Below are 24,866 nucleotides of genomic sequence, written 5' to 3'. Positions count from 1 at the left end.
AGTTTTTTATGAGAGTTTAAATGCTATTACTGCCTTTTTTAATGGCTAATTTTTGGGGAATTGAGCAGCATCATTTAGATTACTTTTTTCTCCCTGATCAGTTAACCGTCATCACTGGCTCTAAAACTGCGGGCTGTGTTGAGGGTGAGTGGCGACCTTGTAGCCCTCAACAATTGCAGGCGATCGCTGAATCTATTACAGTCAAAATTATTTCTGGGTCGGCTTGGGGGTCGGGAATCATCCTGAAAAGAGAAGGTGATTTATATACAGTCTTGACCAATGATCATGTCATCAATACCGAGGAATCTCCCTATTTAATACAAACTCCTGATGGTCATATTTATCAAGGCTATTTACTCAACAATGATGCCTGACAAGGACAAGATTTGGCTCTGATTCAGTTTCAGGCTCCCCCCAATTATGCGATCGCCTCTTTCCATCCTTCCGCGACTCTCTCCCCTGGTGATAAAGTCTTCGGCGCGGGTTTTCATTTGGAGATAGATCGAGATAATATTGAGACCATTAACCTTAACAATAATCATAGTAAATTACGAGACACAAAACCATCATTATATCATCTATTTCAGCCCAAGTCATTCCTCGCCAAATTTCCTGATCAAAAATATCCTCCTACCAGGAATCAAGGATTTAATTTAACCAGAGGTAGAATATCCTTCCTTTCCGAAAAACCCTTTAAAAACGGTTATCAGATTGGCTATACTAATCCCATCCAAAAAGGCATGAGCGGCGGCCCCCTGTTAGACCGTTGGGGAAAGGTAGTCGGTATTAATGGAATGCACGCTTACCCTCTTTGGGGAGACCCCTATATTTACGATGATGGTGAACAGCCACCCCCAGATTTACGCGAAAAAATGAGACATCTGGCTTTTGCTATTCCTAGCGATCGCTTAACTGAATTAGCACCGGAATTTTCCCCAATTCCACCATTATATATTACTGAATATAATGGGATTTTATGGGAGTTTAACTCTCCTGATTCCACGCATTTTTGGCTGCCACCCATCCGCCCATAAATCGAGCAACTTTTTACCGACATATCATCTGGTAGCCTCAGACCCCGTAAATAGTAATCCTCAGCCAACCCGATTAGGGATTTGCTATAATTAGCAACGGCACATATAAGACATATCCAACATCTGCCCAATGCTCAAACACCTGCGATATCTATGCTTATTTATGTTGGGGTTAGGACTATCGCTGCTGATAGGTTGTGTTCCTCCGTCAATCAGTTTAAGCCTTAATTCCCAACCGGATACAGTAGCGATCGCCACAGATAGCGTCAGCCTGTCTCCACCCCTTAAATGTGAATTAAATAAAGATTGTTTAGTGATTTTATACACCGATCGCGATCCGAGTCCCAAAGCCGTAGATTTTGGCTGTGGTCGCCAAACCTATGATGGTCATAAAGGAACAGATTTTGCGATTCCTGATGAAAGAATGATGGCTGAAGGAGTCCCCGTATTTGCATCAGCCTCTGGTCAGGTATTAAGAGTCCGTGATGGAGTCGAAGATCGGCGCATTAGACATCCAGCGGAAAGGTCAAGGGTAGAGGGTCAAGAATGCGGTAATGGGGTAGTTATTGACCACGGAAAAGGTTGGGAAACTCAATATTGTCACCTGCGGCGGGGTAGTGTAGCCGTTAAATCAGGCGATCCGGTCAATACTGAAACAGTATTAGGAATGGTGGGAACATCTGGTTTAACCTCCTTTCCCCATGTTCACATCACCGTTACCCATGATGGACAGGTAGTTGATCCTTTTGTGGGTCCGACCTCCTCACCCGGTTGTCAGACTAGCTTAGATCCTATTTGGAATCAACCTTCTGGGTATAATCCCACAGGTTTAATTAGGGCGGGATTTTCCACAGACCCCCCCGACATGGACCAAATTTGGGATGGGAAGCATTCAGAAACCGTATTGTCCGCCCAAATTCCCGCCCTATTATTCTGGGTACAAGCCTATGGTATTTTAGCGGGGGATGAGGTTAAATATAGAATGATTGACCCCAGAGGTAATGTGGTAGTTGACCATAATGATCGGATTCAATCTCCCAGTCTCACCTGGGTGGGCTATGTGGGACAAAGAAATTCTGGCGCTAGTCTACTTCCAGGAGTCTGGAAAGCTGAATATAGCCTTACCCGTGGCGATCGAGTTTTAATAAATGTACAACGACAGGTTGAGTTAAATTTGACCTAACCAGAGTTAAACAGCCGATTAATGGGACAATATTGATACTCTCGATCGCTGTCAGAGTCTATCGAGACTCGATCAAGCATCGATTTTGCAGTAATGGAAATGTGTTTCAATGTTCAAACGAATTGCATCAATTATCCTAGTTGTTGTTAGTCTCACCCTGGGGGGATGTGTAGCCACCGGGGGAGGTCTAAAAAGTTTTGTGGACACAGCAGATGGCTATGAGTTTCTTTACCCTAACGGTTGGGTAGAGGTGAGGGTCTCTAATGGACCGGATGTGGTTTTTCACGATATGATCGACTCCACCGAAAATGTTAGTGTGGTGATTAGTTCTGTGACTAGGGGTGATAGTTTAGAGGAAATTGGCACTCCCACAGAGGTGGGATATACCCTCAGTAAAAATGCGATCGCCCCAGAGGGGTCCGGTCGGACAGCAGAGTTGTTGAATGCTGGGAAAAGAGAATCCACCAATAATACTTACTATTTACTCGAATATGCTGTCACTCTTCCTAATCAGCAAAAACGGCATGATTTCGCTAGTATTGCTATCAGTCGGGGTAAGTTGTTTACTTTGAATATATCCACCAGTGAACAGCGTTGGCAAAAAAGCAAAACTCTGTTAGAACAAGTGGTGCGATCGTTTACTGTTTATTAACGGAGATTCTGATATGGCGGACTCAGCTATCACTTTTGTCCTGGCTTCTGCTTCCCCAGCCAGATATAGACTCTTAAAAACTGTGGGAATTGATCCAGTAGTAATTAAGAGTGATTTTGATGAGTCTAGCATTCAGATTGATGATCCGACTGCATTGGTAGAACAACTCGCTCAAGCCAAAGCGGAAGCTGTGGGGAGACGGTTAAAAGACCATCCCCCTAGCTATTTAGACAACGGTAAAAATGCGCTAATTTTGGGCTGTGATTCGGTGTTGGTGATGGGGGGTGAAATTTACGGTAAACCGGCTGATAAAGCGGAAGCGATCGCCCGTTGGCAAAATCTCAGTGGTCATGTGGGACAGCTTTATACTGGTCATGCTTTGCTGGATTTGAATAAACCCAAACTTTTGGTTTTATCTCGCATAACTGATGTGCATTTTGCGACTGTTGATGAGGAGGAAATCCGGTCTTATGTGGAGACCGGAGAACCTTTAAACTGTGCGGGATGTTTTGCTATTGAAGGGAAAGGGGGGGCTTTTGTTGATAGGTTAGATGGCTGTCATACTAATGTGATTGGTCTGAGTTTACCTCTGCTGCGGTTGATGCTTCGAGAGTTGGGGTATGGAATCACTAATTTTTGGAATTAACCCAATAAACAGGCGATGGGGAATAGTATATATTCCAGAAAAAACAGTTTCCAAATGAGTTGGTAAAAATTGGCGATCGCCTGTTTATCCCCTAGGTCTACACTGGTGCTTTTCCACCACATAAAACTTAGTAATATCAGATTAGTTATCACTAAAAATACTGGGTTTAAACTCCCATAAATTAGGAAAGCCGCCGCCATCATTCCTAAATAACAGATGGTGATTACTCCCCTAGCTAGATTAAATACGGCTACGGTTCCCAGACGGATGGTAAAGGTGGTAATATGGTATTGGCGATCGCCTTCAATATCGGGGATATCCTTAAAGATGGCAATCGCAAACGTAAACACCAAAATAAATAGGGTTAACACCCAGACGCTGGGGGGTATCACCGGAATTTTCCATAATTGGGGGGTTGATAACTGTTGGCTAAAATGACAAAATAGCCCCAGGTTGACAATCACCCCCCGCACTGTAAATATACATAATGCCGCCCAAACGGGAAATCTTTTTAAGCGTATGGGAGGGAGGGAATAGGCGGTTCCGAGGACTAAACTAATGCCAACAGTAGCTGCTAAAAAAGGCCCCCCAACCACTGCTAAAATGACCGCCAATATCCCTGTAGTGGCTACGATAATTTGACCCTGGCGGCGAGAATATACCCCAGAAGCTAAAGGTAAGTCGGGTTTATTAATTACGTCTATTTCGATATCTTCTAATTGATTAAGACCGACAATATAGATATTCCCACACAGACAGGCTATCCAACTAATCAGCAGGATGGTTAAATTTGTAGGGAGAAAAGGGGCGTTTTCCCATGTAGTAGGATTAAGTTGATCACTAAATGCGATCGTAAATAACCCCAATACACTGAGACTGGTTCCGATAATGGTATGAGGTCGGGAAAATTTCCAGAAAGCATACAGCCAAGGCGCATTTTTCTGAACCGGGTTCCCAGTAACTTTTGGTAATGCGATCGAGGAATTCTGATTCATAATTGGGTTAAATCGTTAATATGCAATAGAGTTAATGAGTCAGATTGTCCATGGTCTTCAACCTACTGTAAAAAATCATCTCCAATTTTCCCAAGAACGGTTAAAAAGAGAAGTGCGGGGAAATGCGATAGGATTACCATTTTCTTGGATGAACCATTGTAACTCATCTAGTAAAGGCGATCGCCTTGGTAAATCCGCCACTAATTGATAGGGAAAAACATCATTTTCAAAAGCAAAAACCGCCGTCATTCCCGCCGCCGCACCAGAAGACCATTCAAAGGAATGCACCCGGTAAGCCGCCGCCGCAATATGGCTAGTAGCAATACTTTTACCCACCACCAATAAATTATCAATTTCCTGGGGAATCATAGCCCGGAGAGGAATTTGGAAGGGGTAAGCCTGTCCTTGTCCGAGACGTTCTCCCTCTCTTTCAGTATTTCCCGGAGTTTCGTGGGGGCTTAAAGTCATACAGGGGTGAAAATCGATCGCATAATGTCCAATACCCACCGTATCAGGATAAATGGTAGATCTCCCTCTGCGGGAAGTCTGTTCAACCGTTTGATTTCTAGCGACTAAAGCTGGTAATTCCAACCCCGCCAAAGCCATCCATAACTCCCTAAATTCTGAAGCCGAGAGATTTTCCCGGTAAAAATCCCCGGCAAAATCATTACGAGAAATATCAGTTTCCCAAATCATAAACCCTTGAGGTTGACCGAAGGAAGGGCGACCAATAATCCGGCGCGCCTCTCGCATATAGGGAAACTTAGAGAGTCCGTGGGCGGTTCCCATGGGCTGATCAAATCCTCTCAAAAATCGATGATTAGGGTAGATATTTTTAACACCATCGCCCAATTGAGAATCAGTAGTCCCTTTCACTAACCAATAAAAGAAACCCTTGGCATTTTCTTCGCCATATTGCAAGGACTGCACCCGTAGTCCGCCCATCCAATTTCCGGGTTCTAGCTGCCCGCTGGCGGCTAGTTGTCGGGGAGTTAGGATTAAATTGTCCTGAGAGGTTCCAGGGCGGTAGTCATTGCCCCAAGTCCAGTTTTGCATGGAGATATCCCCAGGATAAATGGTCCACCTGCGTGGGTCGGGGTGAAAAGGTCCTTCTGGGTTTTCGGTGTGAATGCGACGGTAAGTAAACACTAGGGTAAAATTGGCTAATCGCTGCAATTCATAGCTGTAGTAGGGCGCATAGCGTTCGTAAAATGGTGGTTTTTCGATGGGTTCTGGCTCGGCGAGGGCTTTCATGGCGAAAGTATAGGTGAAACCCTGGGTGCAATAGGGGTCTCCGGTGACGCTGGAGGAGGTGGGTTCTAGGGGGTTGCGTGGGTCTATACCCAAGTTGTGGGGAATATTGGTCATGCCGATAATTTCCCCGGTTTCTGTGGCTTCTACCACATACCAGTTAGCGGCTTGTTTATCTGTGTTGGCGGGGAGAAATTCGATAATGGTTTTGGTGAGACGGGGTGAGTCTTCCCAAGTGTAAGCATCTTCAATAATTTGGGATAGGGGTTCGGTATTTAGGGGGGGTGTACCGGGGGCGGCTTGATGTTGAATGGCGATCGCACTGAGAATTTTTCGATCTGCTATTTCCACATATTTAGGAACAGTATTAGGAAACCATTTTAAAGTCCCTTTTCCCTGTTTTGCCGCATCTTCTAGCATTGATGATAAAATCGCGTGACCGTTATAAGGTCGGAAACAAGACTCGCTTACCCAACAACCACCAGGGTTAAGGATGCCGTATTTTTCTTTAATGCGATCGCGCAATTCTAGGTATCCTCGCGGGAAAAATAATAAGGATCTTTGAGTTTGTCTTTCATCTAAAGCAGAGGTTCCCTGGGAGGAAATTTGACCCCCTACCCAGTCCGTGATATCAGTTAAGCAAACTGTCCGACCTGCTAATAATGCTTCATAGGCTGTGGCTGCGCCTGCTAGTCCACCACCAAACACTAAAATATCACAGGTTTCTTGAGTATCTGTAGTCCTGGGTAAACTCGCATCAGCTACTTGCTGACTGAACAGGGAAGCCACTATACCTAGGGCAATTTTTACATAAAACGCAGTTTTAATAATCTTCATCATATATTACCATGGAGAACTTGCTAATTTGGGGTTGATGGGTCAGTTGGTAGGAGACCTCAGACAGATAAATTGATAATTTCAACCATTATATATTCCCCAGACCAAAATGGGTAAGGTGCATCCTATAGATAAATCATGATTGGTGGGTAGGGTGCGTCAGAGAGATAAATCATAATTGTCACCTGAGATGTTGAGGTCTGACGCACCATTTTCATATTGTCTATTGGTCTGACTCACAATTTTCAAAATTTGACATTTTACCAAAATATCCTGAAAACTTAATCAATTCATTGACACCCCAATCAACCGAATATACACCTTGTTTTACCAACCGATGAAAGCTAGAAAATTTCCAATATTTAGGAGATTCACATAAACCATGCTTGACCGGATTATAATCAATGTAATCACAGCAATTCTCAAAATCTTCTTCGTCTTTGATTAAATGCTCCCAATATCGCCTTTGCCATAAATTGCTCTCTTTCCGCTTGTGACGAGAGAGAGTTACTTCCGTGCTTAGTTTGAGTTTATGGCTACAGCTGCGCGTCACAAAACTTTTTAAATATCGCCATCGCATCGGATAATTTTTATCACCTTCTGGTAGTGTCCAAATACAATGAAAGTGATCAGGTAATAGAGCGATCGCATCTAAAGAAAAAGGATATATTTTTTGCAATCTTTGGAATCCTGTTCGTAAACCTTCCCGTCCAATTTCAGTACATAGCCAAGGGTTCCTTTTATAGGTGACTTGGGTAAAAAAGTAGGTTGCGCCTGGAACAAATAATCGACGATAATTAGACATGGCTTGATTGGGGTGTAGAGTTAGGATGCGTCAGATAGATAAATCATAATTTTAACCTGATGGGTAGGGTGCGTCAGATAGATAAGTCATAATTTTAACCTGATGGGTAGGGTGCGTCAGATAGATAAGTCATAATTTTAACCTGATGGGTAGGGTGCGTCAGATAGATAAGTCATAATTTTAACCTGATGGGTAGGGTGCGTCAGATAGATAAGTCATAATTTTAACCTGATGGGTAGGGTGCGTCAGATAGATAAGTCATAATTTTAACCTGATGGGTAGGGTGCGTCAGATAGATAAGTCATAATTTTAACCTGATGGGTAGGGTGCGTCAGATAGATAAGTCATAGATTGTCACCTGAGATGTTGAGGTCTGACGCACCAGAGGTGGGTTTGACGCTGTGGGAAATGGTGCGTCAGGTAGGGTGCGTCAGATAGATAAATCATAATTTTAACCTGAGATGTTGAGGTCTGACGCACCCTACGGTTTGGTATGCTTTGGGAAATGGTGCGTCAGGTGGCTATATGCTTCCTTTGGGTGATAATATTTGCCGGTCTGACGCACCCTACGGTTTGGTATGCTTTGGGAAATGGTGCGTCAGGTGGCTATATGCTTCCTTTGGGTGATAATATTTGCCGGTCTGACGCACCCTACGGTTTGGTATGCTTTGGGAAATGGTGCGTCAGGTAGGGTGCGTCAGATAGATAAATCATAGATTGTCACCTGAGATGTTGAGGTCTGACGCACCCTACGGTTTGATGTGCTTTGGGAAATGGTGCGTCAGGTAGGGTGCGTCAGATAGATAAATCATAGATTGTCACCTGAGATGTTGAGGTCTGACGCACCAGAGGTGGGTTTGACGCTGTGGGAAATGGTGCGTCAGGTAAGGTGCGTCAGATAGATAAATCATAATTTTAACCTGAGATGTTGAGGTCTGACGCACCCTACGGTTTGGTATGCTTTGGGAAATGGTGCGTCAGGTAGGGTGCGTCAGATAGATAAATCATAATTTTAACCTGAGATGTTGAGGTCTGACGCACCCTACGGTTTGGTATGCTTTGGGAAATGGTGCGTCAGGTGGCTATATGCTTCCTTTGGGTGATAATATTTGCCGGTCTGACGCACCCTACGGTTTGGTATGCTTTGGGAAATGGTGCGTCAGGTGGCTATATGCTTCCTTTGGGTGATAATATTTGCCGGTCTGACGCACCCTACGGTTTGGTATGCTTTGGGAAATGGTGCGTCAGGTGGCTATATGCTTCCTTTGGGTGATAATATTTGCCGGTCTGACGCACCCTACGGTTTGGTATGCTTTGGGAAATGGTGCGTCAGGTAGGGTGCGTCAGATAGATAAATCATAGATTGTCACCTGAGATGTTGAGGTCTGACGCACCAGAGGTGGGTTTGACGCTGTGGGAAATGGTGCGTCAGGTAGGGTGCGTCAGATAGATAAATCATGATTTTAACCTGAGATGTTGAGGTCTGACGCACCCTACGGTTTGGTATGCTTTGGGAAATGGTGCGTCAGGTGGCTATATGCTTCCTTTGGGTGATAATATTTGCCGGTCTGACGCACCCTACGGTTTGATGTGCTTTGGGAAATGGTGCGTCAGGTGGCTATATGCTTCCTTTGGGTGATAATATTTGCCGGTCTGACGCACCCTACGGTTTGATGTGCTGTGGGAAATGGTGCGTCAGGTGGCTATATGCTTCCTTTGGGTGATAATATTTGCCGGTCTGACGCACCCTACGGTTTGATGTGCTGTGGGAAATGGTGCGTCAGGTGGCTATATGCTTCCTTTGGGTGATAATATTTGCCGGTCTGACGCACCCTACGGTTTGATGTGCTGTGGGAAATGGTGCGTCAGGTGGCTATATGCTTCCTTTGGGTGATAATATTTGCCGGTCTGACGCACCCTACGGTTTGATGTGCTTTGGGAAATGGTACGTCAGGTAGGGTGCGTCAGATAGATAAATCATAATTTTAACCTGAGATGTTGAGGCCTGACGCACCACTGGTGGGTTTGACGCACCCTATGGTTAAATTCAGGCTGGCGGTAGGAAGTCGCCTATACTGTCTCTCATAGCAGCTACCACCAATTGAGAAATATAGGGTAAAATCTCCGGGTTTTTACTTTGGGATTTGCCCTCGGTAAAAACTACTAATAAATAAGGTGGCAAATCGGGAATTTCAATATAAGCTGCATCATGTCTAACTTGAGAAGTCCAGCCGGCTTTTGACCATAACTTAGCATTCTCAGGTAGTCCCTCCCCGAAAAATTCCGTAACCTGATTTTCGGGGTCTTCTGCTAAGGCTACCGGGTCAAGATTTCTGTGCATCAATTGCATCATTGTTTGAGATGCTTCCGAAGATGCTGCTACGCCTCCGACAATGCTATGTATTAGCCTAGCGGTGGCATTAGTTGTCAGCATATTACGGTTTTCCATCAGTTCCCCTAAAAAAGCCCTTTCTCTACCATAAGCACCATCACCCCAGGTTTTTTGGTTAACATTAATTGATTCAAGTTCCGGCCAATTCAGGGATTGAAAATAGCGATTAATGATATTTCGTTGATATTTCCAAGTCTCGAAGGGACCAGGTGATAATTCGGGGCCGCTGGTGGTTCCAGTTAACACATCCACGACTAAACTGGTAGCATCATTGCTAGAATGTGCAATCATGTCTTTAATGGCACGTTCTAACTCTGGAGAGATTTGCAACATCCTCTTTTCCACCCACTCGTATACAGCGACCAAGTAAAATAATTTAACTACACTGGCTGGATAAATGCGTTCAATTCCCCGATATGCAAACCCCCTAACGGGATATTTCCAAAATTCTTCGGGTGTAAGTGCGCCTCCGGTATTTACAGAAACTGGGGGGTCATAAATTACCCAGGTCATGGCTATTTGATTGGCGCTTAGTGCTGGAAATTTACTCCGGGTTGCCTCTATAATACCTGTGCCAAGAGTTTGTATCTTTGGGTCTGGATGGAAAAATGCCATAACAGGAAATTAGTTTTAAATATTGGTGACAAATATGGTCATTGACGGATTATCGGATATTTTGGGGCAGCTTTCCCCTAATACAGTGCCATTAAAGCTACTCCCAGTTGAGTATAAATGCCAAGGTGATCTGAATATTTATGATTCTCCTGAGTGTAGGACTCTGGCAACTCAGGCGGCGACTGGACGACACCTGCGCCTATTTGAGGTTAACACCGCTGAGGATATGTTAGCTATACCTGTGCAACTGTGGGAGGATGATTACCCAGGTTGGTTGGCGGCGGGGGATGTTGAACATTTGCTAAAGTCACCATCACCATTACCCCGGACAATTATATCACCCCAAAAGATTAACCAGGGTATAAATAAGGCGATCGCATTTTGTCACGAAGCTGCCAAAATTGGTAATACTTACCTATGGGGAGGGACGCTAGGGCCAAATTATGATTGTTCGGGTTTGATACAAGCTGCTTTTTCTGGGCAGGGTATTTGGCTACCGCGAGACGCTTATCAACAACAGGGGTTTGTTCAACCTATACCACCAGTTATCTGGGAAATGAAGCCAGGGGATTTAGTTTTTTTTGGGACATCATCTAAAACTACTCATGTCGGCCTTTATTTGGGTGATGGTAAATATATACATAGTTCGGGGCCAGAACATGGTAATAATGGTATTGGTTATGATGATTTGTGGCACGCCAATAATCCCGTTAGTAAATATTATGCGGAACATTTTATCGGTGCCGGTCGGGTAGTCTCTAGCTATCCTTTTGATGCTTTTGGCAGGTTTAATCGACTGAGGGTTAAGTTTTGAAATCCTATATATCTCGGTGTAAACCTTGGTTACGTTGGCTGATTTTGGGCATTACTTTATTTTTCCTGGCTACGGCTATTAAAAACCACTGGCGAGAGGTGGCAGCACTGCAAATTACTGGCAAAAGTTGGGGATATTTAGCTGTGGCTTGGGTGGTCACTTTTCTGGCTCATATATGGTCTGCCTGGGTGTGGTTATGGATTTTAACAGAGTTGAAATATGGGGGGGATAAAGGGATTGATTTTCGCCGGGGTATCCAGATTTATTTAAAGACTAACATCGCTAAGTATATTCCTGGTAATATTTGGCATTTTTATGGGCGTATTGTAGCTACTAAAAATGCGGGAATAGCTTTAGGTATAGCTACTTTAAGTGTTTTGTTGGAGCCTTTATTGATGGCGGCAGCAGCTTTGTTTATAGCTTTAATCACTCTCGAATCTGCTCATTTATGGTTGCAGATTTTATGTTTAATTGTGGTTTTGGCTGCTGTTCATCCTCGGCTTTTAAATCCGGTTTTAGGGTGGTTGGGTAGAGTTAAATTAAGGTCGGAAAATTTTAGTGATTTTAAAGATAAATACACGGATACTATACAACTACAACGCTATCCGATTAAGCCGTTTTTAGGAGAGTTGGTATTTGTGGGATTACGGGGAATTGGGTTTATTCTAACTCTGCTGGCTATGGGTTATTTTAATTGGCTGGAAGTGCCGAGGGTTTTTGGTGCTTTTAGTTTGGCCTGGTTATTGGGGTTGGTGGTTCCGGGGGCTCCCGGAGGTTTGGGAGTGTTTGAAGCTACGGTTTTAGGATTATTAGAATCTTCAATTGCACCAGGTATTTTATTGGGGACGATCGCCTTTTATAGGGTAGTTAGTATTACGGCGGAAACAGCGGCGGCGGCTTGGGCGGCTGGGGATGAAAAAGCTAGAAACTCAAGGTAAATTGCTCTGGTTATGGGTTGCTTATAAATGCTGATGGCAATCTACCCCTAAATATTATATAATCGGATAAGCCCAACTCTCGTCAGGTTTGTGTCTTGATTAGATAAAAATATATTCACCAGTGAAATTTTATTGATATCAGCTATGCAACCAGAAGTAAAATCAGCCATAATTCGAGATCCTTTGATAGTATCAGGTGATTTAACTGTCATGGAAGCGATCGCCTTTATGAGTGGTGTCCGCCTTCAGTGTCAGATGACTGATAATATATCAATATCCGAGTCAGAACCGGACCTAGAAGCCCGATCAACCTGTGTGATAGTGTTGCAAGACCTAATGGTGGTTGGTATCCTTACACAGCGCGATATTGTGGGTCTAGCTGCTCAACAGCAAAATCTGGGACAGTTACTAATTGAGGAGGTAATGACTCCATCTGTCATTACTTTACGGGAATCAGAACTTACGGATTCACTCACTATCATTAACTTACTACAAAAGCACCGGATTCGACATTTACCTATAGTTGATGATAGCGATCGCTTAGTGGGATTGGTTACCCATCAGAGTCTGCGAAAATTGATGCGCCCCATTGACTTATTGCGGTTGCGGTTAGTCTCGGAAGTCATGACCCGCAATGTTGTATCTGCTAACTGTGATCAGACCATGTTAGAAATAGCCCGCTTAATGTCGGAAAGACGGGTTAGTTGTGTGGTCATTGTGGAAACTCAGGGTGATGCTGATCATGCTATGCAAATTCCCCTCGGAATTTTGACGGAGAGAGATTTATTGCAGTTTCAATCCTTGGGTTTAAACTGGGAAAATATCCGGGCTGCCAATATGATGAGTTCCCCTTTATTTACCATTAGACCAAAGGAGAATTTATGGGAAGTTCAGCAACTAATGGAACAACGCCGAATCGGCCGGGGGATAGTCACGGGAGAAAGGGGGGAACTATTAGGAATTGTCACGCAAACCAGTTTACTGCAATGTTTTAATCCGTTGGAATTATACAAATTGGCGGAGGTGCTAGAGGAGAAAGTCTCGCGGCTAGAATCGGAAAAATTCAAACTCCTAGAAAATCGGGCGGCTGAATTAGAATCACAGGTTAAACAGCGGACTGCTGAATTAAGGAAGCGGGCTGAAGGGGAAAAGTTAATCTCAGAATTGGCTACTAAAATTCGCTCCTCCCTAGATTTACAGACGATTTTAGATACTACGGTTGAGGAAGTGCGACAGGTGCTAAAATGCGATCGCGTTAATATTTGGCGGTTTGGCGATGATTGGGAAACGGTAGTGGTAGCAGAGTCTACTAATTCGCCGGTTTCTTTGATAGGAGAACGCATCGCAGATACCTGTTTTAAGCAAAGCCAGGCGGAGATTTATCGCCAAGGAAAGATTAGGGTAGTTTCGGATATTTATACTACAGAAATGACGGACTGTCACCGAGAGATGCTGATCCGGCTTCATACCCGCGCTAAAATTATACTACCTCTGCTGTGTGGTGAACAACTTTGGGGGCTGCTTAATGTAACTGAAAGTGAACATCCACGGCAATGGAAAGCCGAAGAAATCGAACTACTACGAGCCTTATCTGTACAATTAGCTATCGAGCTTCAACAAGCCACTAACCATCAACAGTTACAGATTGAATTACAGGAAAAAACCCGGATAGAGGCAGAATTAAGAACCACGGAAACGAAACTGCGGAAAGCCCAAAAAATAGCGGGACTTGGTACTTGGCAACTTGATCACAAAACCCAGAGATTATTATGGTCAGACGAGGTGTTTGCGTTCTTTGAAATTGAACCAGAAAATTTTAGCTATACCCACGATGAATTTCTCAGCTTTGTACATCCAGAAGATCGCGATTTAGTAAATGATATGTATAACCAACATCTATGCGATCGCCAGTCCTATAGTATTAGTTACCGCATTTTACTAAATGATGGTAGAATTAAGTATGCACAAGAATATTGCGATACCCTTTATGACGAGAATAATCAGCCAATTTGTTCTGATGGAACTATCCAAGATATCACCCTACAAAAAAAATTAGAACAGGAACATATCCGCGCGGAAGATATGCGACAACAGGCTGAATCTATTAGCCGAGAAGTGAAACTATTAGATAATATTTTAGATATCATCCTAGCCGGATATTGGGATTGGGATATTTCCGGCAATACAGAATACCTTAGTCCGGGCTTTAAGCGTATGTTTGGCTATGAGGATCACGAACTGCCCAACTCCCCCGAAAGTTGGCAAAACCTGCTTTTTCCAGAAGATTTGCCGGGAGTATTAGACTGTTTTGAAAAACATATAAAAAGTCGTGGTAAAATCCCCTACTACAACGAAGTTCGATATCGCCACAAAAATGGTTCGACGGTTTGGGTGGTGTGTTCTGGACAGGTGATTGAGTGGGACGATGATGGTAATGCTATGAGGATGGTAGGCTGTCATATTGATATTAGCGATCGCAAAAAGTCGGAAATTGCACTACAAGAAAGCGAGGCGCGTTATCGCCGCATTATTGAAACTACCCTAGAGGGGGTATGGATAATTGATGGGGATGCTAAAACTACCTTTGTGAATCAACGAATGGCAGATATGCTGGGTTATACTCCATCGGAAATGATAGGTATGGGGTTGATAGACTTCTTGAACTCCTCAGAGCAACTTCAAACCCAAAACTACCTCGAAAGGAGAAAGCAAGGTATCCAGGAACAGCATACCTGTAAATTTCAACGCCGAGATGGGACGGCTTTGTGGGCGATCGTTTCTACTACGCATCAGTTAGATAACCAAGGTAACTTTGTGGGGGCTATTAGCTTATTAACTGATATTAGTCAACTGGTGAGTATTCAAGAAGCCTTAAAAACTTCGGAAATGCAGCTTAGTGGGATTCTGAATAGTTCCGAATATGGGATTATGGCGTTTCGTTCGGTTCGGAATGAACAGGGTAAGATTATTGATTTTGAATGGTTATTGGTGAATCCTAGCGCTGGTAAAGTAGTCGGTAAATCAGCAGATGAGTTAATTGGGAAAAGGTTACTGGAGGAATTGCCAGAGTATCAAGAAAGTGGCTTATTTGAACACTATGTGGAAGTGGTAGAATCGGAAAAATCCGTGAAAAAAGAGTTTTATTATAACCAGTATGGCATTGACTTTTGGTTTGAAAATATTTCGGTCAAATTAGGGGATGGTTTCGCGGTGACTTTCCGTGATATCACCGGAATTAAACAATCGGAAAAAGCCCTAAGTCTAGCAAACGAACAATTGAATAATCGGATCAATGAACTAGATCAACGCCATGCAGAAATGTTGCTTTTGAGTGAAATTAGCGACTTTATGCAGGCGGCTTTGACTGTACAAGAAGCCTGTGAAGCGATTAGCTATTTGCTAGAACCCCTTTTCCCAGAATGTGCTGGCGGAATTTTTTTGATGGCGGCTTCCCGGGACTCGCTGGAAATGATTTCTTCTTGGGGAAAAGAATGCACCTCAGTCTCGGTTTTTGTGCCGAAAGATTGTTGGGCTTTGCGCCGGGGAAGGGTACATTTATGTAATCATGAAAAAGGGGGTATTTCTTGCCGACATATTCAGGTAAGTTCTACCCTCTCTTGCACATTGTGTGTTCCGATGATGGCTCAGGGAGAGACTTTGGGTTTGTTTTATCTAAGTACAGATTCGGCGACGGCTTTATCTGAGGCAAAACAGCAGGCGGCGAGTACGGTGGCGGAACAGATAGGGATGGCGATCGCCAATTTAAACCTCCGCGCCACTCTGGAACATCAGAGCATCCGTGACCCTCTCACCGGACTTTTTAATCGTCGCTATTTAGAGGAATATTTGAGTCAGGAAATAGCCCGAGCCCAACGGCAAAAGCACCCCATTGGGGTCATCATGATGGATATAGACAATTTTAAGCATTTTAATGATACATTCGGTCATGATGCGGGGGATTATGTATTACAAAAAGTGGGAGAACTGCTGAAACAGAAGGTGCGAGAATATGATGTTGCTTGTCGCTATGGGGGTGAAGAAATGACCCTAATTTTGCCGGGGTCTTCCCTAGAAAATACTTCCATGAGGGCTGAACAAATTAGAGAGGCGATCGCCTCCCTTGTAGTAGCCAGTGGTGGTCAACATTTAGGCAGTATCACCGCCTCCTTCGGTGTGGCAGCCTTTCCCAAGCATGGTAGTATAGGTATAGACCTAATCCAGGCGGCTGATGCTGCTCTCTACCGCGCCAAAGCAGACGGACGCAACCGGGTTGTGATTATTCCATAATCATGAGAAACTTACGGCAACCCGCCCCTAAATTATGCTTTAGCGATCGCCGGTTTCCCACAAAGTACGCGCGTAACATTCGCCCCGCGGCTCCAGTTCATCGTACAGGCGCAGGCTTAGTAAAATAGCCTCTCGCGCCTAATTGATAAGCCATCTGGCGGTGTCTGTCAGCCCCCCCCCTAGAAGTTAACATAGCAATAGGTAGACCTTCGAGTTGTGGGTCTTTCTGCATTCCGGAGAGAAGTTCCAAGCCGTCCATACGAGGCATTTCAATATCACAGAAAAAGTTGGCTGGTTTTTTGCGCGGCGTATCTCAGCACCCGCCCCTACAGGGTGGGCGGTTTGTTGTTGGGTTGTTGTTTCCCCTGTTTGAGAACAGTCAGCCAATCTTTGGATTAAGCGATGGCTTTCCCTTCATGGGGTGGAAAGGTAAGGCTATACGTCTTGCTGCCTCGTATCGGACGATTCGGGTATGAAATAAGGCTGAGATGCCTGAAATAACCACCCTGTGGGGAATCCAGCCCCGAGTCTGGATATAAGAGGCTCGTCTCTGACCATCCCCATAACTGTTTATATGTCCCGACGTTTGGAACTCAACCTCTCCAAACAAGGCAGGGAACTCAAGGTCATAAAACAAACTGTTTTGAATGGGAAGTTATGACCCCATGATAACAATGAGTAGAGAGTGCGAAATGTTGAGGAGACCAAATAAGGCTGTTATGCCTGAAATCACCTCCTAGTGGGGAAGCCAGCCCCGAGTCTGGATAAGAGGTCGGAGCCTCGAACCATTCCCCATAACTGTTTATACGTCCCAACGTTTGGATTGAACCCCCAAACAAGGCAGGGAACTCAAGGTCATCAAACAAACTGTTTTGAATCGGAAGTTATGACCCCATGATAACAATGAGTAGAGAGTGCGAAATGTTGAGGAGACCAAATAAGGCTGTTATGCCTGAAATCACCTCCTAGTGGGGAAGCCAGCCCCGAGTCTGGATAAGAGGTCGGAGCCTCGAACCATTCTCCATAACTGTTTATACGTCCCAACGTTTGGATTGAACCCCCAAACAAGGCAGGGAACTCAAGGTCATATAGCATTGGTCAAGGTGGTTAGGACGCAGCTTTTATAACGGAATCCATGGCATCATCGAGAGAATCAAACTGCTCACGTGCAATGGCGAATGCGGGCTTTCAACCACGACCAACATTTCTCTATCTTGTTGAGGTCTGGCGAATAAGGTGGTAGATAGAGCAAACGGCATTGAGCCGCCTCCACTAGCTCAGGAATCCGTCCCCCTTTATGAAACGTTGCATTGTCTAGCACTAGAGTCTGACCTGGCTTCAGTGTTGGAATTAAGATGAACTCCAACCACAACTCAAACACTGTCCGATTACAACAACCCTCAAAGCGATCGGGGGCTAAGAGTTGTTGATGACACCATGGGGCCATATAGCTCACCCTGCCCTGCCTCTTCCCTGATTTGAGGGCATCGAAGCGTTGTCCTTCCTGGCAGTAACCATAAGGATAATCCGAGTCTTGACTATTCATGCCAGCTTCATCGAGGTAGACCACTTCTTGTGGCTCCATATGTTCAATCTGAGCAATAAACTCCTCTCGCTGTTGCTGATCACGTTCTTGGTAGCCGTAAGTTTTTTTTTCCGGTGAAGCCAATTTTCTTCAAGGCTCTGGATATGGTGCCAGGAGAGATGTCGTCATCCCAAAGTTCAGCCATTGGAGCGGAGGTTTGATCGCCATGCTCTTGGGCAAAAGCCTTGAATTTTTGCCAGTCGGTAATTTTGTGGTTATTGCCAGGTCGGTGATTAGGTTTAGGGAGGAAGTCTCCGGTCTGTGCTTTTCTTTGCAGCCAGAGATTAATGGTGTTCCGGCTGACATGGAAAACTTGACTGGCTTCTGTTTTGGGCATACCGTCTAGTTCAATTGCATCAATAACTTTTTGTCTGAGGTCGTAACTATAGGGGGCTGGCATTTTTGGTCTTCTTAGTCATCTCGTCCTCTCCATTATACGTCCTAACTTTCCTGTCTGGTGCTATAAAAAAAACTGTTTTGAATGGGAAGTTATGACCCCATCATAACAATGAGTAGAGAGTAACGGCGATAGCCACCCCCAGTTTGAGGAATCATAACCCGTCAGATTGAAGCGGGGAACGGAAGGCGTGAGGTAGAACCTACTACCAAGACGCGACCACTGCCAACCATCCATGATTAGGGAAACCGAATGTCTGGCTTGAACCATCGTAACTCTCTAGTAGCGAAATAGGTTGACACGCTACGTTCAAAAGAACAAGGGGAAAAGTAGGAGGCTTCTTTACCTACCTACACAGACCTTTAAAGTACCCCGGTGGACAGGACAAATCTAAAGATGGAATGCCCGTATAAACGGAACGTTGTAACCCCTCTAATGCTCTGCCTATAAACAAGTGAGTAATGCTATTCACAAGGCAGTAGTGAAAAATGTAAGCGCATGGTTAGAGAGTGAAGGATGTGACCAGAAGTTAAAGCCCAATTGTCATGGTGGGGATATGCCCACAGGTCACGGTGTGGATATAGATACTAAGCCCAGTAGGAGTATTATGACGAGAGCGAGTTGAAAGACTACGTGGTTGTATACAGCTCTGAAGGAGGAAGTGCGAAAGCAGGGGGTAGTAGCCCTATTCCTATAACAATAGGGTGTCCACATCAGGAGCCGTGTGATGGGAAGCTATCAAGCACGGTTTTGAATGGGAGTTCGCGAAGGTGACTTCACTCTCGACCCCTACCCTTAGAGGGTGAAGGATGTGACCAAAAGCCAATGCCCAACTGTAATGGTTGGGATATGCCCAGAGGTCACGGTGTGGATATAGATACTGCGATTATTAGGAATATAATGGCGAGAGCGAGTTGAAAGACTACGTGTTGCATATAGCTCTGAACAAAGAAGGACAAAGCAGGGGGTAGTAACTCTGTTCCTTTGACAAATAGGGTATCCACATCAGGAGCCGTGTGATGGGAAACTATCAAGCACGGTTTTGAATGGGAGTTGGGGAAGGCGACTTCACTCTCGACCCCTACCCTTAGAGGGTGAAGGATGTGACCAGAAGCCAATGCCCAACTGTAATGGTTGGGATATGCCCAGAGGTCACGGTGTGGATATAGATACTGCGATTATTAGGAGTATAATGGCGAGAGCGAGTTGAAAGACTACGTGTTGCATATAGCTCTGAACAAAGAAGGACAAAGCAGGGGGTAGTAACTCTGTTCCTTTGACAAATAGGGTATCCACATCAGGAGCCGTGTGATGGGAAACTATCAAGCACGGTTTTGAATGGGAGTTGGGGAAGGCGACTTCCCTTTCGACCCCTACCCCTAGAGGGATAGAGATGTTGCAAGAAGCAAATGCCTTATGTAATAATAAGGATAAGCAGACGTGCCACGGTGTAGATGTAAATCCTGTAATAAGTAGGAGTATTACGGCGAGAGCGAGTTGAAAGACTACGTGCTGCATATAGCTCTGAACAAAGAAGGACAAAGCAGGGGGTAGTAACTCTGTGACAATGACAATGGGCATCTACATCAGGAGCCGTGTGCTGGGAAACTCGCAAGCACGGTTTTGAATGGGAGGGGATGGAGGCGACTCCGTTCTCGACCCCTACTTGGGTTAAAGGTAAGGCGATACGTGCTACGCACACGCTACGCGATCGCATTTCCGTAAGGCGATACGTGCTACGCACACGCTACGCGATCGCATTTCCGATAGTCACTGGAATCTAAGCTGAACCAATGTCTCTAGCAGAAACTGAGAGATTTTTAGATAATTTAAAAATTATTAGGGGTCGAGATAGACCTCACGGTCTACCCCTCCCATTCAGCAGCAGAACCGTACATGAGACTTTCACCTCATACGGCTCCTAGTTTGACCGTCTCCTTGTTAAGAGTACAGCATCATCTCTTCATCAAGAGCTGTTTTATCGTCGTGACAATGTCGGTGTAATAATTGAAGATTCTTGTAGTCATCCTTTCCGCCTTGGCTTCTAGGTACAATGTGGTCTACTTCAATTAAATCTGATGGGGTAAAGAATTGCCCACACCAGGTACATCTACCTTTTGGTTTTTTGAGTAGTTTTGCTACCCTAATTGGCGTGTCGATTGCTTGTCCTTTCCTGGTTGCCCAGTAAGTCCAATTTCCGTCATAAAGTGTTGCGTCGGGGCGTATTAGGGTGTGTCTGACAATTGGAGTCCAGTTGTGTTTGAATAGATGTATCCCATCTTTGGTTTGGAATAGCCAATTTTCGTGTCTTTCTTTCCCATTGCTAAGTTTAATTGTTCCATGTCTGAAATAATTACTTAGCTTTTCGTAACTTGCCTTTCCGCATCTTGATGCTGTCCATGCCCGTAACATTTGCCAGATTATTTTGTCTAGCTTAGTGAAGGTCTCTTTTGAGACTACCGCTGAATAATAGTTTGCCCATCCTCTTATGATTGGGTTTAGTCTACTAATCAGGGTTGATTGGGGTGCTGTCTTATGTTGTTTGATTACACCTTTAATCACTTCTGTATGGGCTTTAACTGCTTTATGGCTGGGTTTTATGTGAGTTTTGTGTCCTAATGGTTTTCCATGTGGAGTTTTCCCAGTTTTATATTTTCCTACAGGATATTGCCTAATATTGAAACCTAAGAAATCAAATCCGGGTTCCTCTGCTTTGCCGTTATACTCAATGTGATTGAGCGTGTGGCAGATTCGAGTTTTTTCAGGTTTAATCTCTAATCCAATAGGCTTTAGCCATTTGGAAATAGCAGTTTGGCACTGTTCAATGATTTCTAAGTCTTTTGAGATGACCACGAAATCATCAGCGTATCTTATGACTCTCGCAAAAGGGCGATTGTCTGATTTCCTAGGATACAGTTTTTCAATTAACCTAATCATACCCAACAGTGCGATGTTGGCGAGTATTGGACTTATTACCCCTCCTTGAGGTGTCCCTGCTTCTGTATTCTCGAATACACCGTTATCTAGCACTCCCGCTTTGAGCCATTGTTTCAGGTCTCTTTTTAGGCGGCTTGGACAATGAATTTTGGACAGTAGGTATTCATGGTTCACGGTAAGAGCATTTTGCTATATCCGCGTCAAGAACATAGTACTGTCCTTGATTTATGGCAGTATAAATTCTGCTAATTGCGTCATGGGCTGACCGTCCTGGACGGAACCCATAGCTTGTGCCTTCAAATCTCGATTCCCATTCAGGTTCGAGAGCCGATTTAACCAAGGCTTGCCTTGCTCTATCTTGGATTGTGGGTATTCCTATTCCAGCTTTTTTCATCCCTACCAGGTTTTGGAATCCAAACCCGTCGCAGTGGTTTTGCTTTGAGGTTTCCCTTAATGTTCTTAACAAGCTCAAACCTTTGTCTTGAAGAGATTGCTCTTACTCCATCAACTCCGGCTGTTTTCTTGCCTTGACCCGCTTGGGGGGGCGGGTTTATTAAGCTGACTGTTGGGAAGCATGGCTGACCGTGGAACCCGCCCCTACAGTCGCACTGCTAAGAGCCGAGCATAGTATGATTTCACCAATAGACGTTGCCACCTTCTGGCTTTTGCATCTTGTCCCGATTTAGCTGCTTGAAATATACTCTTTTGGAGCTTGAAAACTTTCCGTTGAACCTTAGTCCATGGGATTGCCTTCCATGCGTTGTTCGTAGTCTTGATTGGTTTTGATTTCCCAAATCCTTTCTTTAAACTCGCTATCGCCATTTGTACACCTACTTGACTCTATTTCTTTACAATCAAACCGTGACCCGTTAGCATATCCCTACCATTACAGTTGGGCGTTGGCTTCTGGTCACATCTCGCATCCTCAAAGACTTGCGGTTACACTTATCCCTACTGATATCTCGACCAGATAATCAGAGTCTAGGAGGACTTAAAACGTTCCGTTTATATGGGCATTCCATCTTTAGATTTGTCCTATCCACCGGGGTACTTTAAAGGTCTGTGTAGGTAGTGCTAAGATTATCCTACTTTTCCCCTTGCTCTTTTGAGCGCAGCGTGTCAACCTCTTTCGCTACTTAATTCTTACGATGGTTCAAGCCGGACATTCGGTTTCCCTAATCATGGATGGTTGGCAGTGGTCTCGTTTCTGGTGTTGGGTTACACCTCGGAGCCTTCCGTTCCCCGCTTCAGTCCTGGGTTTGTGATTCCCAAAACTGGGGGTGGCTATCGCCGTTACCCTCAACTCTGTTTCGTAATTTCTCGTTATGTTAAGGATGGTTACGAATTGTTACAGAGTATATTGACCTTGGGTTTCCTGCCTTGATTTGGTATCTTATTGATACAAATCGTTGGGACATATAAGCAGTTATGGGGATGGTCAGAGGCGAGCCTCTTGTATTCAGCCAAGGGGATGAAATCGCCATCAGGCAGTTATTTCGGGTATTGCAACCCTATTTCATGCCTGAACGTCTCGCACCTTAATATGCACTATGCGGGAATTGTGTTCAACCGTATCATTAGACAGGGAGATATCAGTCAAGACTGCTATAATGTATTTTATTAATTTACTTTTGAGGGACTTTATGAGTGATTTATTCAAGGGATTTGAGCAGTTGCTAGAGTTAGTAAAAGCTCTAGAGGAAAAAGTTGAAAATGGAGAAATTAAAACTGATATTCAGTTTAACTCACGCTCATTAAGCAGTATTCCCAGAACGGGTAACATTCCCCGTACTAATAATAATACAACTAGTAATGTTGGTACTACTTCCATTCGTACCCCATCTTCCCCAGCACGTGATACAGGTGCATCTGACCCAAATGTACAACCTGAAGGTAATTTAGGTATAACCCTCAAAGATATTGGGGGATTGAACCAAGAACTCAAAGAACTCAAAGAACTGATTGCTATTCCTTTAAAACGCCCTGACCTGCTAGTTAAGTTAGGACTCGAACCTACACATGGGGTGTTATTAGTTGGTCCCCCCGGTACTGGCAAAACACTCACAGCTCGTGCGTTAGCTGAAGAACTCGGGGTTAACTACATTGCCCTTGTTGGGCCTGAAGTCATCACCAAATATTATGGTGAAGCAGAGCAAAAACTGCGGGCTATTTTTGAAAAAGCTGCCAAAAATGCTCCCTGTATTATCTTTATTGACGAAATTGATAGCTTGGCCCCAGACCGTAGTGCAGTAGAAGGGGAAGTAGAAAAGCGTTTAGTTGCCCAACTATTGAGCCTCATGGATGGTTTCTCCCAGAACAAAGGCGTGATTTTACTCGGAGCTACTAATCGCCCTGATCATCTTGACCCAGCTCTACGCCGTCCTGGACGATTCGACAGAGAAATTCAGTTTCGAGTTCCAGATATCAATGGGCGCAAAGAAATTCTGCAAGTGCTGACTCGTACTATGCCCTTAGATGATTCAGTTGATCTGGAGTTTATTGCCGATCGCACCGTGGGATTTGTGGGGGCTGACTTAAAAGCTGTCTGTCAAAAAGCCGCATACACAGCTTTACGCCGTCAGGTTCCTTCCATTGATATGCAAATTCCAGAAGATATCGCGGTAGAGCAATCCGATTTCTTGCAGGCTCTCAAGGAAATCAAACCAGCAGTACTTCGTAGCATGGAAGTTGAAGTTCCTCATGTGGAATGGGAAGATATTGGCGGCTTGGAAACCATAAAACAGACCTTGCGGGAATCTGTGGAAGGGGCTTTGTTGTACCCAGAACTCTACAAAGAAACAAAAGCCAGAGCGCCCAAAGGAATACTGTTGTGGGGTCCTCCCGGTACTGGTAAAACATTATTAGCCAAGGCTGTGGCTTCTCAAGCCCGAGCTAACTTTATTGGTATTAATGGACCAGATTTACTCAGCCGTTGGGTGGGAGCCAGTGAACAGGCGGTAAGAGAATTATTTGCTAAAGCCCGACAAGCAGATCCCTGTGTAATATTTATCGATGAACTGGATACATTAGCTCCAGCACGGGGAACTTACACTGGTGATTCTGGGGTAAGTAACAGGGTAGTGGGGCAATTACTGACGGAGTTAGATGGTTTAGAATCGGGGTCTAACATTTTGGTAATTGGGGCTACCAATCGTCCTGATGCCATAGACCCTGCTTTGTTACGTGCAGGACGGTTAGATTTACAATTGAAGGTAGATTTACCAAATTTAGATAGTCGGTTCAAGATTTTACAAGTTTACAATCAGGGCAGACCTCTGTTAAATGTGGACTTGGAACATTGGGCTAAGATAACAGAAGGTTGGAATGGTGCAGATTTAGTATTACTCTGCAATCAAGCCGCTGTAGGAGCAATTCGCCGTTTTAGGTCTCAAGGTGAAACAGATACTGCTGCGATCAAGATTACTGTTGATGATTTCCAAGCTTCTTATGAAGCTTTAAGCCAGCAACGTACAGTTTAGTTCAACCTACGCTTTGGGG

At 44.5% G+C, this 24,866-nt stretch carries 18 protein-coding genes and 3 pseudogenes; 11 read left to right on the top strand and 10 right to left on the bottom strand.

The genetic code is table 11. The features are described from left to right. Positions 1-20 precede the first annotated feature (20 nt). From N39L_RS12415 to N39L_RS12395, 5 genes are all read left to right on the top strand, one after another. Positions 21-374: a hypothetical protein gene (locus N39L_RS12415; RefSeq protein WP_014275379.1), complete on the top strand. Its 354-nt coding sequence runs from the start codon at positions 21-23 to the stop codon at positions 372-374. A 12-nt stretch (positions 375-386) separates the two neighbouring features. Next, positions 387-1,034 carry a S1 family peptidase gene (locus N39L_RS12410; protein ID WP_014275378.1) on the top strand — a complete coding sequence of 216 codons (648 nt, stop codon included), beginning with the start codon at positions 387-389 and terminating at the stop codon, positions 1,032-1,034. Positions 1,035-1,164: 130 nt separating this feature from the next. Continuing rightward, positions 1,165-2,217 carry a M23 family metallopeptidase gene (locus tag N39L_RS12405; protein ID WP_014275377.1) on the top strand — a complete coding sequence of 351 codons (1,053 nt, stop codon included), beginning with the start codon at positions 1,165-1,167 and terminating at the stop codon, positions 2,215-2,217. A 109-nt stretch (positions 2,218-2,326) separates the two neighbouring features. After that, on the top strand, positions 2,327-2,869 hold the full coding sequence (gene psbP, locus N39L_RS12400) for a photosystem II reaction center PsbP (protein WP_006618066.1): 543 nt from the start codon (positions 2,327-2,329) through the stop codon (positions 2,867-2,869). Between the two features lie 13 nt (positions 2,870-2,882). Then, on the top strand, positions 2,883-3,515 hold the full coding sequence (locus N39L_RS12395; protein WP_006618067.1) for a nucleoside triphosphate pyrophosphatase: 633 nt from the start codon (positions 2,883-2,885) through the stop codon (positions 3,513-3,515). On the opposite strand, the gene N39L_RS12390 is transcribed toward N39L_RS12395, so the two are convergent. From N39L_RS12390 to N39L_RS12380, 3 genes are all read right to left on the bottom strand, one after another. Further along, complete coding sequence (locus tag N39L_RS12390) at positions 3,512-4,510, bottom strand: homogentisate phytyltransferase (protein ID WP_006618068.1); 999 nt, start codon at positions 4,508-4,510, stop codon at positions 3,512-3,514. The genes N39L_RS12395 and N39L_RS12390 overlap by 4 nt on opposite strands. 75 nt (positions 4,511-4,585) lie before the next feature. Beyond that, complete coding sequence (locus tag N39L_RS12385; protein WP_043468255.1) at positions 4,586-6,598, bottom strand: FAD-dependent oxidoreductase; 2,013 nt, start codon at positions 6,596-6,598, stop codon at positions 4,586-4,588. 223 nt (positions 6,599-6,821) lie between these two features. Beyond that, on the bottom strand, positions 6,822-7,403 hold the full coding sequence (locus tag N39L_RS12380; protein WP_006618070.1) for an REP-associated tyrosine transposase: 582 nt from the start codon (positions 7,401-7,403) through the stop codon (positions 6,822-6,824). Between the two features lie 1,054 nt (positions 7,404-8,457). On the opposite strand from N39L_RS12380, the gene N39L_RS12375 reads away from it, so the two are divergent. Then, positions 8,458-8,676: a hypothetical protein gene (locus tag N39L_RS12375; protein ID WP_148261850.1), complete on the top strand. Its 219-nt coding sequence runs from the start codon at positions 8,458-8,460 to the stop codon at positions 8,674-8,676. Positions 8,677-9,450: 774 nt separating this feature from the next. On the opposite strand, the gene N39L_RS12370 is transcribed toward N39L_RS12375, so the two are convergent. Next, complete coding sequence (locus tag N39L_RS12370) at positions 9,451-10,410, bottom strand: serine hydrolase (protein ID WP_014275375.1); 960 nt, start codon at positions 10,408-10,410, stop codon at positions 9,451-9,453. Between the two features lie 34 nt (positions 10,411-10,444). On the opposite strand from N39L_RS12370, the gene N39L_RS12365 reads away from it, so the two are divergent. The 3 genes from N39L_RS12365 to N39L_RS12355 all read left to right on the top strand — a co-directional run bounded on the left by N39L_RS12365 (position 10,445) and on the right by N39L_RS12355 (position 16,449). Beyond that, positions 10,445-11,224: a C40 family peptidase gene (locus N39L_RS12365; protein ID WP_014275374.1), complete on the top strand. Its 780-nt coding sequence runs from the start codon at positions 10,445-10,447 to the stop codon at positions 11,222-11,224. Then, on the top strand, positions 11,221-12,162 hold the full coding sequence (locus tag N39L_RS12360) for a lysylphosphatidylglycerol synthase domain-containing protein (RefSeq protein WP_014275373.1): 942 nt from the start codon (positions 11,221-11,223) through the stop codon (positions 12,160-12,162). Before N39L_RS12365 ends, N39L_RS12360 begins: the two co-directional genes overlap by 4 nt. Positions 12,163-12,306: 144 nt before the next feature. Continuing rightward, entirely contained in the window at positions 12,307-16,449 is a 4,143-nt protein-coding gene (locus N39L_RS12355; protein ID WP_043468251.1) for a diguanylate cyclase, read from the top strand. On the opposite strand, the pseudogene N39L_RS12350 reads toward N39L_RS12355, so the two are convergent. Next, positions 16,439-16,732, bottom strand: a pseudogene (locus N39L_RS12350) (response regulator); the annotation flags it as partial. The gene N39L_RS12355 and the pseudogene N39L_RS12350 overlap by 11 nt on opposite strands. Positions 16,733-17,556: 824 nt before the next feature. Further along, positions 17,557-18,434 (bottom strand): annotated as a pseudogene (locus tag N39L_RS12345) (IS630 family transposase). A 1,592-nt stretch (positions 18,435-20,026) separates the two neighbouring features. Here N39L_RS12345 and N39L_RS12340 point away from each other — a divergent pair. After that, positions 20,027-20,215, top strand: a complete 189-nt coding sequence (locus tag N39L_RS12340) for a hypothetical protein (RefSeq protein WP_158307550.1) — start codon at positions 20,027-20,029, stop codon at positions 20,213-20,215. A 157-nt stretch (positions 20,216-20,372) separates the two neighbouring features. On the opposite strand, the gene N39L_RS12335 is transcribed toward N39L_RS12340, so the two are convergent. The 4 genes and pseudogenes from N39L_RS12335 to N39L_RS12320 form a co-directional block, all read right to left on the bottom strand. Further along, on the bottom strand, positions 20,373-21,542 hold the full coding sequence (locus N39L_RS12335) for a group II intron reverse transcriptase (RefSeq protein WP_014275365.1): 1,170 nt from the start codon (positions 21,540-21,542) through the stop codon (positions 20,373-20,375). Further along, entirely contained in the window at positions 21,532-21,762 is a 231-nt protein-coding gene (locus tag N39L_RS12330) for a reverse transcriptase domain-containing protein (RefSeq protein WP_014274255.1), read from the bottom strand. Before N39L_RS12330 ends, N39L_RS12335 begins: the two co-directional genes overlap by 11 nt. Beyond that, positions 21,722-21,944: pseudogene (locus N39L_RS12325) on the bottom strand (HNH endonuclease). Before N39L_RS12325 ends, N39L_RS12330 begins: the two are co-directional and overlap by 41 nt. Positions 21,945-21,965: 21 nt before the next feature. Continuing rightward, entirely contained in the window at positions 21,966-22,190 is a 225-nt protein-coding gene (locus tag N39L_RS12320; protein ID WP_014275364.1) for a reverse transcriptase N-terminal domain-containing protein, read from the bottom strand. An 821-nt stretch (positions 22,191-23,011) separates the two neighbouring features. Here N39L_RS12320 and N39L_RS12315 point away from each other — a divergent pair. Next, positions 23,012-24,847, top strand: coding sequence for an AAA family ATPase (locus tag N39L_RS12315; protein WP_014275363.1), 1,836 nt, complete (start codon positions 23,012-23,014; stop codon positions 24,845-24,847). Positions 24,848-24,866 lie beyond the last annotated feature (19 nt).

The organism is Limnospira platensis NIES-39, from assembly GCF_026000695.1.
In the GTDB taxonomy this organism is placed as follows: domain Bacteria; phylum Cyanobacteriota; class Cyanobacteriia; order Cyanobacteriales; family Microcoleaceae; genus Limnospira; species Limnospira platensis.
This window is presented reverse-complemented; position numbering and strand designations above follow the sequence as displayed.